Origin of the sequence: Mycobacterium pseudokansasii (assembly GCF_900566075.1) — a bacterium.
Lineage (GTDB): Bacteria > Actinomycetota > Actinomycetes > Mycobacteriales > Mycobacteriaceae > Mycobacterium > Mycobacterium pseudokansasii.
In genome coordinates this window covers 3,203,294-3,217,322 of record NZ_UPHU01000001.1, presented here as the reverse complement: position 1 = coordinate 3,217,322, position 14,029 = coordinate 3,203,294, and the positions used below count along the sequence as shown (strand labels likewise).

General features: G+C 66.8%; 10 protein-coding genes and 1 riboswitch. Of the genes, 8 read left to right on the top strand and 2 right to left on the bottom strand.

Annotated features, from left to right (window positions below; all coding sequences use genetic code 11):
* Window positions 1-68: 68 nt before the first annotated feature.
* Window positions 69-126: riboswitch (guanidine-III (ykkC-III) riboswitch) on the top strand.
* A gap of 468 nt (window positions 127-594) precedes the next feature.
* Complete coding sequence (locus EET10_RS14545) at window positions 595-1,035, bottom strand: PaaI family thioesterase (protein ID WP_036403047.1); 441 nt, start codon at window positions 1,033-1,035, stop codon at window positions 595-597.
* Between the two features lie 360 nt (window positions 1,036-1,395).
* Between EET10_RS14545 and EET10_RS14540 the strand changes: the two genes are divergently transcribed.
* From EET10_RS14540 to EET10_RS14505, 8 genes are all read left to right on the top strand, one after another.
* On the top strand, window positions 1,396-1,812 hold the full coding sequence (locus EET10_RS14540; RefSeq protein WP_036403049.1) for a BlaI/MecI/CopY family transcriptional regulator: 417 nt from the start codon (window positions 1,396-1,398) through the stop codon (window positions 1,810-1,812).
* A 14-nt stretch (window positions 1,813-1,826) separates the two neighbouring features.
* Window positions 1,827-2,777 (top strand): M56 family metallopeptidase, encoded by a 951-nt coding sequence (locus tag EET10_RS14535; RefSeq protein ID WP_036403052.1) that lies wholly within the window; start codon window positions 1,827-1,829, stop codon window positions 2,775-2,777.
* Between the two features lie 117 nt (window positions 2,778-2,894).
* On the top strand, window positions 2,895-4,346 hold the full coding sequence (gene gndA, locus EET10_RS14530; RefSeq protein WP_036403054.1) for an NADP-dependent phosphogluconate dehydrogenase: 1,452 nt from the start codon (window positions 2,895-2,897) through the stop codon (window positions 4,344-4,346).
* A 32-nt stretch (window positions 4,347-4,378) separates the two neighbouring features.
* Window positions 4,379-5,815: a GuaB1 family IMP dehydrogenase-related protein gene (locus EET10_RS14525; protein WP_122502247.1), complete on the top strand. Its 1,437-nt coding sequence runs from the start codon at window positions 4,379-4,381 to the stop codon at window positions 5,813-5,815.
* Between the two features lie 199 nt (window positions 5,816-6,014).
* Window positions 6,015-7,397 (top strand): hemolysin family protein, encoded by a 1,383-nt coding sequence (locus EET10_RS14520; protein ID WP_063467859.1) that lies wholly within the window; start codon window positions 6,015-6,017, stop codon window positions 7,395-7,397.
* A complete protein-coding gene (locus EET10_RS14515) occupies window positions 7,394-8,443 on the top strand; it encodes a hemolysin family protein (protein ID WP_036403061.1) in 1,050 nt (349 codons plus the stop codon). Before EET10_RS14520 ends, EET10_RS14515 begins: the two co-directional genes overlap by 4 nt.
* Window positions 8,444-8,726: 283 nt before the next feature.
* On the top strand, window positions 8,727-10,919 hold the full coding sequence (locus EET10_RS14510; RefSeq protein WP_122502246.1) for a malate synthase G: 2,193 nt from the start codon (window positions 8,727-8,729) through the stop codon (window positions 10,917-10,919).
* An 83-nt stretch (window positions 10,920-11,002) separates the two neighbouring features.
* Entirely contained in the window at window positions 11,003-13,132 is a 2,130-nt protein-coding gene (locus EET10_RS14505; RefSeq protein WP_036403063.1) for a substrate-binding domain-containing protein, read from the top strand.
* Here the strand turns inward: EET10_RS14505 and EET10_RS14500 are convergent.
* Entirely contained in the window at window positions 13,124-13,996 is an 873-nt protein-coding gene (locus EET10_RS14500; RefSeq protein WP_036403065.1) for an alpha/beta fold hydrolase, read from the bottom strand. The two genes, EET10_RS14505 and EET10_RS14500, sit on opposite strands and share 9 nt — an antisense overlap.
* Between the last annotated feature and the right edge of the window lie 33 nt (window positions 13,997-14,029).

Here is a 14,029-nt window from a genome sequence, read left to right as displayed (position 1 = left end):
CACATTCACAGCTGTCTTTCAGCTTGAAGTCCGTCGCGGCGGCCGGCCGGGTAGGTACGGTGAAGTGCGGCGCGCCGAAAGGGCCGCCCGGACGAGCCGTACCCGGAGAGCGACAAGACGGTGAGTGCGGGAAATGTGGCGCGCCGGCACACTAAATCGGTCTACCTCGGGTTCCAGATGGTCGTGCTGGCGGCCCTGCGCGCCAGACTGAAGGGCTGGGCGCCGTCCGGCAAGTACCGGCTGGGCCGCTGGGGAATGCCCGTCAACATCGGCGCCCTGGTCTATGGCGTCGCGGCGATTGCCAACGTGTGCTGGCCGCGGACACCCGAGGCGCCCTGGTACGACAACTACGTCGTGCTGCTGATGTCGGGGGTGATCATCAGTCTCGGCATCCTGTACATGGTGTTCAGCCGGGCCTACGCCAACAGCGACGCCCCGCACGCTGACGGCGATTCCGCGGCCCGAGATCGATCGGGCAGTCACAGAGGGGCCGGCAATGCCCGGGGTGCGAAATCAATCGACGGTGAAACTCCGGACCGCGCTCGGTGTGCCGAGCAGTCACCCCAACCCGTCGACACCGCGGCGACGTTGGGGTCAGGAGTCTGGCGACGGCTCCAGATTCTGCAGCCGTACCTGACCCCGGGCCACCACCCGATCGGTCTCGTCGGTGATGACGACCAACCACAGCTGTTGACGCCGGCCGCGATGCAATGGTTCGGCGGCGCCGTACACCATCCCCGACGTGATGGCATGCAGAAAATCGGTGTTGTTGTTGACGCCGACCACGCCCCCACCGCCACGGGTACTGAGCCAGGTGAACGCCGCCACGCTGGCCATGCTCTCGATCATCGAGCAGTACACACCGCCGTGCACGATGCCCATCGGCTGCAACAGCTCGGGTTTGACCTTCAGCTGCGCGCGTGCGCCGTCAGGGCTGAGCTCGGTGAACTGCAGACCCAGTTGATGGTCGAACGGCGCGGTGAACGTCGGCGGGCTGACACCTGTGTCCGGGTCCGGGTCAGATGGCACGTTCATGTGTCTACACCATCGGTATTGGCCGGTTCCCGCAGGTCTGCCGGCGCCAGTGATCGCCCCGGGGCCGAACAGCGGGCGAGCCCCGCGCACACAGCACGGGGCTCGCCGATCGAGTAGACCGGGGGTCGCTGCAGCCCTCAGGACTCCGGCACGGTCATGTTGTGCTCGACCACACTTAGGATAGGCAAGGCTGCCCTAATTCTGCAAGCATCGAATGTAGAGAGTTGGCTAAGGGTTCGAAGGGTGTCGAACTCGCAGCCGGCGATTACCGATGACTCGGTGGCTTCGGGACCGGCTGGATACGACAGTCGGTAGTAAACCGGAGTACGCTGGGTGCAACGCTCAGGGAGAGAACGAACTATGGCCAAGCTGACGCGGTTGGGGGATCTGGAACGTGCAGTGATGGACCACCTGTGGTCCACGCCGGAGCCCCAGACCGTCCGCCAGGTCCACGCAGCGTTGTCGGCGCGACGTGACCTTGCCTACACCACCGTCATGACCGTGCTGCAACGGTTGGCGAAAAAGAACCTGGTCTCGCAAATCCGCGACGATCGGGCCCACCGCTACGCACCCGTGCACGGCCGCGACGAGTTGGTCGCCGGTCTGATGGTCGATGCGCTGGCCCAGGCCGAGGACTCCGGCAGCAGGCAGGCCGCCCTGGTGCACTTCGTCGAGCGTGTCGGTGCGGACGAGGCCGACGCACTTCGTCGCGCCCTTGCCGAATTGGAAGCGGCTCAGCGCATTCCCCCATCTGCTGGCGCTGCGGTGGAGGACTGAGAGAGACTAGCAGCGTGTCCGCGCTGGCCTTCACCATCCTCGCGGTGCTGTTGGCTGGCCCGACACCAGCCTTGTTGGCACGTGCGACGTGGCCGCTACGCGCCCCGCGCGCCGCGATGGTGCTATGGCAAGCGATAGCCCTGGCCGCAGCGCTTTCGGCGTTCAGCGCTGGCCTCGCCATCGCCAGCCGGCTGCTCATGCCCGGCGCTGATGGGCGGCCTACGGCCGGTGTCCTTGACGCCCGAATCCGGCTCGGCTGGCCGTTGTGGGCGGCATATATCACCGTCTTCGCGCTGACTGTGCTGGTCGGGATCCGGCTGATGGTTGCGATAGTGCGGGTGGCCGTCGCGACTCGGCGCCGTCGCGCCCATCACCGCATGGTCGTCGATCTCGTTGGAGTAGGGCACGGCGCCGCGCTGGCCGAGCCTTGCGCGCGAACCCGCGATCTGCGCGTGCTCAACGTCGCGCAACCGCTTGCCTATTGCCTGCCCGGCGTCCGCAGCCGGGTGGTGGTCAGCGAGGGAACGTTGACCACGCTCACCCACAAGGAAGTCGCTGCAATCCTCACCCACGAGCGGGCGCATCTGCGGGCCCGCCACGACCTGGTCCTGGAAGCATTCACCGCCGTACACGCGGCGTTTCCGCGGCTCGTCCGCAGCGCCAATGCGCTACGTGCCGTGCAGCTACTGGTCGAACTGCTCGCCGACGACGCCGCGGTGCGCGCCGCCGGGCGCGCGGCGCTGGCCCGGGCGCTGGTCGCCTGCGCCTCCTCCGCAGCGCCGTCGGGTGCCCTGGCCGCCGGAGGCCCCAGCACGGTGGTGCGGGTGCGGCGGCTGGCCGGGCGCGGCAACAGCCGGGCGCTGTCCGTGACCGCGTATCTGGCCGCGGCCGCGGTGCTGGTCGTGCCCACCGTCGCGCTGGCCGTCCCGTGGCTCACCGAGCTGCAGCGGCTGTTGGGCGTCTGACACAGGCCCAACCTTGCGAGACCGCGACGCCACTGTGCCACAGTGTGTCCGACCAGCCTTGCCGGACAGCTCCGGCAAGAGTTTGCAAACCTGACAGGCCCGACCGAAAGGCAGCACATGAGTTCCTCGGAATCGAGCACCGCCACCGCGCAGATCGGCGTCACCGGCCTGGCGGTGATGGGTTCGAACATCGCCCGCAACTTCGCCCGGCACGGCTACACCGTGGCGCTGCACAATCGGTCGATCGCCAAGACCGATGCGCTGCTGAAAGAGCACGGGTCCGAAGGCAAGTTCGTGCGCAGCGAAACGATTCCGGAGTTTCTGGCCGCGCTGCAAACCCCGCGCCGGGTGCTGATCATGGTCAAAGCCGGTGATCCCACCGACGCTGTGATCAACGAGCTCGCCGACGCCATGGAACCCGGCGACATCATCATCGACGGCGGCAATGCGCTCTACACCGACACTATTCGGCGGGAAAAGGCGATGCGGGAGCGCGGCCTGCACTTCGTCGGCGCCGGGATCTCCGGCGGCGAAGAGGGCGCGCTGCACGGGCCGTCGATCATGCCCGGCGGGCCCGTCGAGTCGTACGAATCGCTGGGCCCGCTGCTCGAGGAGATCTCGGCACACGTCGATGGGGTGCCGTGCTGTACCCATATCGGCCCTGACGGCTCCGGGCACTTCGTCAAGATGGTGCACAACGGCATCGAGTATTCCGACATGCAGCTGATCGGCGAGGCTTACCAGCTGTTGCGTGACGGGCTGGGCCTGAGCGCACCGCAGATCGCCGAGGTGTTCACCGAGTGGAACAAAGGCGACCTGGACAGCTATCTGGTCGAGATCACCGCCGAGGTGTTGCGGCACTACGACGCCAAGACCGGTAAACCGCTCGTCGACGTGATCCTCGACCGTGCCGAACAGAAAGGCACCGGGCGCTGGACGGTCAAGTCCGCCCTGGATCTGGGGGTGCCCGTGACCGGCATCGCGGAGGCGGTGTTCGCCCGTGCGCTATCGGGATCAGTGGAGCAGCGTACGGCGGCCCGCGGGCTGGCCTCCGGGCGGCTTGGCGACCAGCCCGCCGATCCCGACACGTTCACCGAGAACGTCCGCCGGGCCTTGTACGCCTCCAAGATCGTGGCCTACGCGCAGGGCTTCAACCAGATCCAGGCCGGCAGCACCGAATACGGCTGGAACATCTCACCCGGCGATCTGGCGACCATCTGGCGGGGCGGCTGCATCATCCGGGCCAAATTCCTCAACCGCATCAAGGAAGCGTTCGACGCCGAACCCAACCTGGCCAGCTTGCTCGTCGCCCCGTATTTCCGCAGCGCGGTTGAGTCGGCTATCGACAGTTGGCGGCGCGTGGTGTCCACAGCGGTGCAGCTGGGTATTCCCACGCCAGGGTTCTCGTCGGCCCTGTCGTACTACGACGCGCTGCGCACCGAGCGGCTGCCTGCCGCACTCACCCAGGCCCAGCGCGACTTCTTCGGCGCACACACCTACGGGCGGATCGACGGACCGGGCAAGTTCCACACCCTGTGGGGCGCAGACCGCCGCGAAGTGCCCGCTTAGCCGGGTGTAAGGACTCAACCAGAGGGCGAGCCATGAGGTTTCTGGACGGGCGCAGACCCGGATACGACCTGACGTACGACGACGTGTTCATCATGCCGAACCGCTCGGAGGTGGCGTCGCGGTTCGACGTGGATCTATCCACCGTCGATGGTTCGGGAACCACAATTCCCGTGGTTGTCGCCAACATGACGGCGGTTGCCGGGCGGCGGATGGCCGAGACCGTGGCTCGCCGCGGCGGCATCGTGATCCTGCCGCAGGACCTGCCCGTCCCGGCAGTGCAGCAGACCGTGCACTTCGTCAAGAGCCGTGACCTGGTGCTTGACACGCCGGTGACGCTGGCGCCCGACGATTCGGTATCCGACGCAATGGCGTTGATCCACAAGCGCGCGCACGGGGTCGCCGTGGTCGTCCTCGAGGGCCGCCCCATCGGTTTGGTCAGCGAATCGTCCTGCCTGGGCGTGGATCGCTTCACCCGGGTGCGCGACATCGCCGCATCGGACTTCGTGACCGCTCCGGCGGGCACCGAGCCGCGCAAGATCTTCGATCTGTTGGAGCACGCCCCCATCGATGTTGCGGTGCTCACCAGCGCCGACGGGACATTGGCGGGAGTGCTGACCCGCACCGGCGCGATCCGCGCCGGCATTTACACGCCCGCCACTGACGGCCAACGCCGACTACGGATCGGCGCGGCCCTCGGCATCACCGGCGACGTGGCCGCCAAGGTCCTTGCCCTCGCCGAAGCAGGTGTTGATGTGCTGGTGATCGACACCGCGCACGGACACCAGCTCAAAGCGCTTGATGCGATCAGGGCCGTATCGTCGCTGAAGCTGGGTGTGCCGCTGGCGGCGGGCAACGTGGTTTCGGCCGAGGGAACCCGCGAGCTGCTGGGCGCCGGAGCGAGCATCGTCAAGGTTGGCGTCGGCCCCGGCGCCATGTGCACGACTCGGATGATGACCGGCGTCGGCCGCCCGCAGTTCTCCGCCGTGGTCGAATGTGCCGCCGCGGCAAGGCAACTCGGTGGCCATGTGTGGGCCGACGGCGGAATCCGCCATCCGCGCGACGTCGCGCTGGCGCTGGCGGCCGGTGCGTCGAACGTGATGATCGGATCGTGGTTCGCCGGCACCTACGAGTCTCCGGGCGACCTGATGCGAGACCGCGAGGACCAGCCGTACAAGGAGAGCTACGGCATGGCATCCAAGCGGGCGGTGGTCGCCCGGACCACCACCGACAGCGCATTCGACCGCGCCCGAAAGGCCCTGTTCGATGAAGGTATCTCGACGTCGCGGATGGGGCTCGACCCTGATCGCGGCGGTGTCGAGGACCTGATCGACCACATCACCTCCGGCGTGCGAAGCACCTGCACCTATGTCGGCGCCGCCAACCTGGCGGAGTTGCATGAGCGTGCGGTAATCGGTGTTCAGTCGGCGGCCGGCTTCGCCGAAGGCCATCCGCTGCCCACCGGCTGGTGAGTGCGATCACCGGCGGCGGGGACTGATTCGTGCCGAACTGTTTCGCTACGATATGGACTTCCGTCTCGCAATGCAGCACCGCGGGATCGAGCGAAAGGGATGACGTGCCGCAGGCACCCGTCGGAGCCGTTGGCTTCGGGGGCAGGTCACGCCCGGCGTCGGCGCCGGCTGCGGCGACATCACGACCACCGGGCCGCCGATGATGTTCGTCGGCACCGCCGTCAGCATCGTCGCCATCTTGGCGCTGACCTTCGGCACCGCGGTGTTCGTCGCGGCGGAATTCTCGCTGACCGCATTGGACCGCAGCACCGTCGATGCGAACGCCCGCGGTGGCGGCACCCGCGACCGGTTCATCCAGCGCACGCATCGCCGGCTGTCATTCCAGCTGTCCGGTGCGCAGTTGGGTATCTCGATCACCACGCTGGTGACGGGTTACCTGACCGAACCCCTGGTAGCCGACCTCCCGCATCCGGCGCTGACCGCGGTCGGAATCTCGGACCGGATGTCCGACGCGGTCACGGCGTTTTTGGCGCTGGTGCTGGTGACGTCGCTGTCGATGGTGTTCGGCGAACTGGTCCCCAAGTACCTGGCGGTAGCCCGGCCGCTGCGCACCGCACGCGCCGTGGTGCTGCCTCAATGGTTGTTCTCGGTGCTGTTCACGCCGGCGATCCGGTTGACCAACGGAGCGGCGAACTGGATCATGCGTCAACTCGGGATCGAGCCGGCCGAGGAACTGCGCTCAGCGCGAACGCCGCAGGAGCTGGTGTCGCTGGTGCGCGCCTCGGCTCGCCGCGGCTCGCTCGACGACGCGACCGCATTGCTGATGCGCAGGTCCCTGCAGTTCGGTGCCCGGACAGCAGAGGAACTGATGACGCCGCGATCGAAGATCGTGGCGCTGCAGACCGATGACACCATCGCCGACATGGTCGCTGCCGTCGCGGCATCCGGTTTCTCGCGGTTCCCGATTGTCCGCGGTGACCTCGACGAAACGGTCGGCATCGTGCACGTCAAGCAGGCTTTCGAAGTCGCGTCTGCCGATCGCCCGCACACCCGGCTGACCACCGTCGCCCAGCCGGTTGCGGTGGTGCCGTCGACACTGGACGGCGATGCGGTGATGGCCGAGATTCGTGCCAATCCGTTGCAGACCGTGATGGTTGTCGACGAGTACGGCGGCACTGCGGGCATGGTCACCCTGGAGGACCTGATCGAAGAAATCGTCGGCGACGTCCGCGATGAACACGACGACGCGACACCCGATGTAATCGCGGCCGGTACCGGATGGCGGGTATCGGGTCTGCTTCGCATCGACGAGGTGGCGGTCGCCACCGGCTACCGCGCGCCGGAGGGCCCCTACGAGACGATCGGTGGGTTGGTCCTGCGAGAGCTCGGACACATCCCGGTGGCCGGCGAGTCGGTCGACCTTCCCGCGTTGGACGTCGACCGCCTGCCGGATGAGTCGGTGTGCTGGCGGGCCAGGGTGGTGCAGATGGACGGCCGCCGGATCGACCTGCTCGAACTGACCGAACTGCGGGGTCACACGGACGGGCACCATGAACACGGCGCAAGGCGGGGTGGGCGATGAACCCCGTGCTGGCCGTGGTGTTGGCGATCCTGCTGATCGGCGCCAACGCGTTTTTCGTCGGCGCGGAGTTCGCGCTGATCTCGGCCCGTCGTGACCGCTTGGAAGCGTTGGCCGAGCAGGGCCGGACGAGTGCGGTCACCGTCATCCGGGCCGGCGAACGGCTCCCCTCGATGCTGGCCGGTGCCCAGCTGGGCGTCACGGTGTCCTCGCTGCTGCTCGGACGCATCGGTGAGCCGGCGGTGGCCGAGTTGCTGCAGACGTCGTTCGGGCTGGCCGGAATGCATCCGCGGTTGCTGCACACGTTGTCCTTCGTGGTGGCGCTGGCCATTGTGGTGACGCTGCACGTGCTGCTCGGTGAGATGGTGCCGAAAAACATCGCGCTAGCCGGCCCGGAGCGGACGGCGATGTTGCTGGTCCCGATCTACCTGCCCTACGTGCGCGCCGCGCGTCCGGTCATCGTCTTGTACAACAAGGTCGCCAACGCGATACTGCGTGCGCTCGGGGTGGAGCCCAAAGATGAACTCGACATCACGGTTTCCACGGTGGAGCTTTCGGAGATGATCGCCGAATCGGTTTCTGAAGGTTTGCTGGACCCCGAGGAGCACACCAGGCTGACGCGCGCACTGCGGATCCGCACCCGGGTCGTCGCCGATGTCGCGGTTCCGGTGCCCGACATTCGGTCCGTGCCGGTGGCGGCGGTGGGATCGGGCCCAACGGTCGGCGCGGTCGAACAAGCGCTGGCGCAGACCGGCTTCTCGCGGTTCCCGGTGGTAGATCGCGGCGCGTTCATCGGGTACGTGCACATCAAGGACGTGTTGGCGCTGGGCGAAGACGCCCTCACCGTGATCAAGGCGGACATGGTGCGCCCGCTGCCGCAAGTTCCCACGGCGCTGCCGCTGGCCGATGCCTTGTCACGGATGCGTCGCAGCAACAGTCACCTGGCTTTGGTAACTTCCGACGGCGGCACCGTGGTCGGGATGGTGGCGCTCGAGGATCTGGTCGAAGACTTGGTCGGCACCATGCGCGACCAGCGAAACCACGACTGACCAGCCCGGTTGACCGGTACCGCTACATGGGCCCGGGACGATCGGCGGCCGAGGCGCCCATTGCGCTCAGGCAGCGCGAAAATGCGTTGCCAGAGCCCAGTCGGTGTGGCCAGCCGCCTACCGGCGGCCGGGCTTTGGGCGCGCCGTGACCTGCCCTTGCGGTTGGCCGGATAGGCTCGCCAGGCTGCCGATCGGTAGGCTGAGGGCCGTAGCCAGTGAGAAGCCAATGGGGACCAAGTACCGGCAAGTACCGCCGAGAACCGGCCAATTTTGGAGGAGAACCATGACAGACCGCGTGTCGGCGGCGAACCTGCGCGTCGCTCGAGTGCTCTACGACTTCGTGAACAACGAGGCCCTGCCCGGCACCGGACTGGACCCGGACAGCTTCTGGGCCGGCGTCGACAAAGTGGTCACCGACCTCACCCCGCAGAACCAGGAATTGCTCAAGATCAGAGACGAGCTGCAGGCCCAGATCGACAAGTGGCATCGGCACCGGGTGATCGAGCCGCTGGACCCCGAGGCTTACCGGCAATTCCTCACCGACATCGGATATCTGCTGCAAGAACCCGAGGATTTCACCATCACCACCTCAGGGGTTGACGACGAGATCACCACGACCGCCGGCCCGCAACTGGTGGTGCCCATACTCAACGCGCGCTTCGCGTTGAATGCGGCCAACGCTCGTTGGGGCTCGCTGTACGACGCGCTGTACGGCACCGACGTCATCCCGGAAAGCGACGGCGCCGAAAAGGGCACCAGCTACAACAAGGCTCGCGGCGACAAGGTGATCGCCTACGCACGCAAGTTCCTCGACGACAGCGTGGCGCTGTCCGGGGGCTCCTACGCCGATGCCACGGGCTTTACGGTGGAAGACGGCCGACTGGTGGTTTCCCTGGGTGACTCGTCGTCAGGACTGGCCGACCCCGGCCAGTTCGCCGGGTATACCGGCGCGGCCGAGGCTCCGACTTCGGTGCTGCTGGTCAACCACGGGTTGCATATCGAGATCCTGATCGACCCGGAGTCGCCGATTGGCGCCACCGACCGCGCGGGGGTCAAGGACGTGGTTCTGGAGTCGGCCGTGACCACGATCATGGACTTCGAGGATTCGGTGGCCGCCGTCGACGCGGACGACAAAGTGCTCGGGTACCGCAACTGGCTCGGCCTGAACAAGGGTGACCTGGCCGAGGAGGTCACCAAGGACGGTAAGACCTTCACCCGGGTACTCAACCAGGACCGCACCTACACCACACCCGACGGCGGCGAGCTGACCCTGCCCGGCCGCAGCCTGCTATTCGTCCGGAACGTCGGTCACCTGATGACCAACGACGCGATCGTTGTCAGCGACGGCAGTGGTGACGACAAAGAGGTGTTCGAAGGGATCATGGATGCCCTGCTCACCGGCCTGATCGCGATCCATGGGCTCAGGGCGGGCGAGGCTAACGGCCCCTTGACCAATAGCCGAACCGGCTCCATCTACATCGTCAAGCCCAAGATGCACGGGCCGGCCGAGGTGGCCTTCACCTGCGAGCTGTTCAGCCGAGTGGAAGACGTGCTGGGGTTGCCGCAAGGCACCATGAAGGTCGGCATCATGGACGAAGAACGCCGCACCACCGTGAACCTCAAGGCGTGTATCAAGGCAGCAGCCGATCGAGTCGTCTTCATCAACACCGGGTTTCTGGACCGCACCGGCGATGAGATTCACACGTCGATGGAAGCCGGTCCGATGATCCGCAAAGGTGCGATGAAGAACACCGCTTGGATCAAGGCCTACGAGGACGCCAACGTCGACATCGGGCTCGCCGCGGGCTTCACCGGCAAGGCTCAGATCGGCAAGGGCATGTGGGCGATGACCGAGCTGATGGCCGACATGGTCGAGCAGAAGATCGCCCAGCCCAAGGCCGGCGCCACCACCGCTTGGGTGCCTTCCCCGACGGCGGCCACCCTGCACGCGATGCACTACCACCAAGTGGATGTGTTCGCCGTGCAGAAGGAACTTCAGGGCAAGACCCGCACCACCATCGATCAGCTGCTGACCATTCCGCTGGCCAAGGAGCTGGCCTGGGCGCCCGAGGAGATCCGCGAGGAACTGGACAACAACTGCCAGTCCATCCTCGGCTACGTGGTGCGCTGGATCGACCAGGGCGTGGGCTGTTCGAAGGTGCCCGACATCCACAACGTGGCGCTCATGGAGGACCGCGCCACCCTGCGGATCTCCAGTCAGCTGCTGGCCAACTGGCTGCGACACGGCGTGATCACCAGCGAAGACGTGCGGGCCAGCCTGGAGCGGATGGCGCCACTGGTGGACAAGCAGAACGCCGGTGACCCCGCATACCACCCGATGGCGCCGGATTTCGATGACAGCATCGCGTTCTTGGCCGCTCAGGACCTGATCCTGTCCGGGGCGCAGCAGCCCAACGGTTACACCGAGCCGATCCTGCATCGCCGTCGTCGGGAACTCAAGGCGCGGCGCGGGTGACCATCAGGACCCACTGGAAACAGCCCCTGGCTTATCCCTGGTCGACGCTGGGCAATTTTCGACGGAGAGGACGCTGACACCACATGGGTAGGCACAGTTTGCCCGACCCTGAGGATTCCGCTGACGAACCGCCTGACGAATACGCCGCGGAGCAGCTAGACCGGGGCGATCAGTTTGCCGATCGGCCCGGTGGTGGCAGACATTCAGACGTCGGGTATCCCGGGTCTGCTGAGCCGTCGGCCGTCGAACCTCCCGGCGGCAGTGGCTACGCCGATCGGGCCTATTGGAGTGAAGGCGATCTTTCCGACGGGGCTCCATACGCCGGCGCGGATGACCATGCCGCCGATTATCCGGCCCGCGGCCCAGATGAATACCCCGACTTCGGTTCGGGCTTGGCAGGTGAGGAGTCGCCGGGTCCCGAATCGCAGGCAGCTCCCCCGCCACCACCATTCCGCGCCGCCGGCCATCGAGGCCTGGGCAACTGGCAGGGCGGCCACCGCAGCGCAGACGGATGGCGCGGGGTCAGCATCGGCGTGGTCGTGGCCCTCGTCGCGGTCGTGGTGGTGGTAGCCGGGGTGATTGTGTGGCGCTTCTTCGGTGACGCGTTGTACCACCGCTCCCGCACTGCCGCAGCGCGCTGTGTGGGCGGCAAGGACACCGTCGCCGTCATCGCCGACCCGACGATCGCCGAGCGGGTCAAGGAATTCGCCGACAGCTACAACGCGTCGGCTGGCCCGGTCGGGGACAAGTGCGTGACGGTGGCCGTCAAGGCCGCCGATTCCGACGCCGTCATCGCTGGTTTCATCGGTAGATGGCCATCCGAACTGGGCGGCCAGCCCGGACTGTGGATACCCGGCAGCTCCGTCTCTGCAGCGCGCCTGTCCGCGGCCACCGGTAAGCAGACCATCAGCGACAGCCGTTCACTGGCTACCTCACCAGTGCTGCTCGCTATCCGCCCCGAGCTGCAGCAGCCGCTGTCAAACCAGAACTGGGCAGCCCTACCGCAGCTGCAGGCCAACCCGAACTCGATGGCCGCGTTGAACCTGCCGTCCTGGGGTTCGCTGCGTCTGGCAATGCCCGTCGCCGGTAACGGGGATGCCGCATTCTTGGCCGGCGAGGCGATTGCGGCCGCATCGGCGCCGCCGGGAGCACCGCCGACCGCCGGAAGCGGCGCAGTTCGCACGTTGATGGCCGCCCAGCCCAAGCTGGCCGACGAGTCCTTGACCGAGGCGATGAACACGCTCGTCAAATCCGGCGACGCCGCGGCGGCGCCGGTGCACGCAGTGGTCACCACCGAGCAGCAGTTGTTCCAGCGTGCCCAGTCACTGTCGGACGCAAAGAAGATGTTGAGCTCCTGGCTGCCGCCCGGGCCGGTTGCGATCGCCGACTACCCGGCGGTACTGCTCAACGGCTCGTGGCTATCGCAGGAGCAGACCACGGCGGCCAGCGCCTTCGCCCGTTACCTGCAAAAGCCCGATCAACTCGCGAAGCTGGCCAAAGCCGGCTTCCGGGTCAACGGCGTCAAGCCGCCGAGCAGCCCGGTCATGAGTTTCGCGGCGCTGCCCGCCCCGCTGTCGATCGGTGACGACGGAATGCGCGCCACCCTGGCCGACACCATGGCCACACCGTCGATCGGCGTGGCCGCGACCATCATGCTCGACCAGTCGATGCCCACCGACGATGGCGGCAAGACGCGTCTGGCCAACGTTGTCGCGGCGCTTCAAAGCCGACTGAAGACGCTACCGCCAAGCGCGGTGATCGGCTTGTGGACATTCGACGGCCACGAGGGTCGCAGCGAGGTGCCGACGGGACCGCTGGCCGACTCCGTCAACGGCCAGCCCCGCTCAGCGGCACTGATCGCCGCGCTGGACAAGCAGTACTCGTCGAACGGCGGCGCGGTGTCGTTCACCACGCTGCGCATGATCTACCAGGAGGTGCAAGCCAACTTCCGTGCCGGTCAAGCCAATTCGATCCTGGTGATCACCGGGGGGCCGCACACCGACCAAACCCTCGACGGGCCGGGACTGCAGGACTTCATCCGCACCAGCGCCGACCCGGCCAAACCCGTCGCCGTCAACATCATCGATTTCGGCGCCGACGCGGACCGGTCAACCTGGGAAGCCGTCGCACAACTCAGCGGTGGCAGTTACCAGAACCTGGCGACGTCGGCCGGCCCCGACCTCGCGACCGCACTCAGCATCTTTCTAAGCTGAGTCCACCAGCAATGACAACGCCGCCCCGGCATACGCCCGGGGATCCTCCAGCTGCGGATAGTGGCCCAAGCCGGGCAGTTCGACGACGGCGGCACGCGGGCGCAGGTCCCGTAATCCGTTGAGCACGTTGGGCGTTGCCACCGGATCGGCAAGTCCCCAGACAAACCCCAGCGGTTTGGGCCAGTCGCGTACGGCACCGTGCCAGCGTGTCGCATACCGCACCCGCTCTTCGAGATAGCCGATCAGCAGGTGAGGTATCCGATGACCGTCGTGGTAGGACAATAGCTCCCACTGGGCCTCGGCTTCCCCGTCCGACAGCGGGTGCCCCGCGGAAAACAGTGTGCCAAAACTACGCCGGAAGCCGCCGCGGGTGACCAATCGGGCGGCGACGGGCCCCAGCGGGCCGCGCAGCACCTTCTGGATCGGCCGCAGACTGGCCCGCTCCAAGATCACGCTGCCGTTGCTCAGCACTGCGCGGCGCAGGTCGAACGGCAGGCGTCCGTCCAGGTCCCGGGCGAGCAGTTCGGTGGTCACCGACGTGCCCATGTCGTGCGCCAGCACCACCACCGGGCCGCTGGTGGTTCGGGCAACCACGGCCTGCACCAGGTCGGCCTGTTCCAGCAGGCTGTAGTGGTGCGGGCGAGGCTTGTCGGACAAACCGAAACCGAGGAAATCCATCGTCACCCAGGCCTGACCGGCCAGGTGCGGAATGACCTCCCGAAAGTCGAATGAACTGGACGGATAGCCGTGCAACAGCAACACGGTCGGCGCGTTGCCCGGCCCTGACCGTACGAACACCTTGCCCGCGGCGGTGTACAGCCAGCGACCGCCGTCACGCCAGGCTCGAACACTCGGTGATGTCACCCTTCCGACATACCATCGTGAACGACCAAAGGA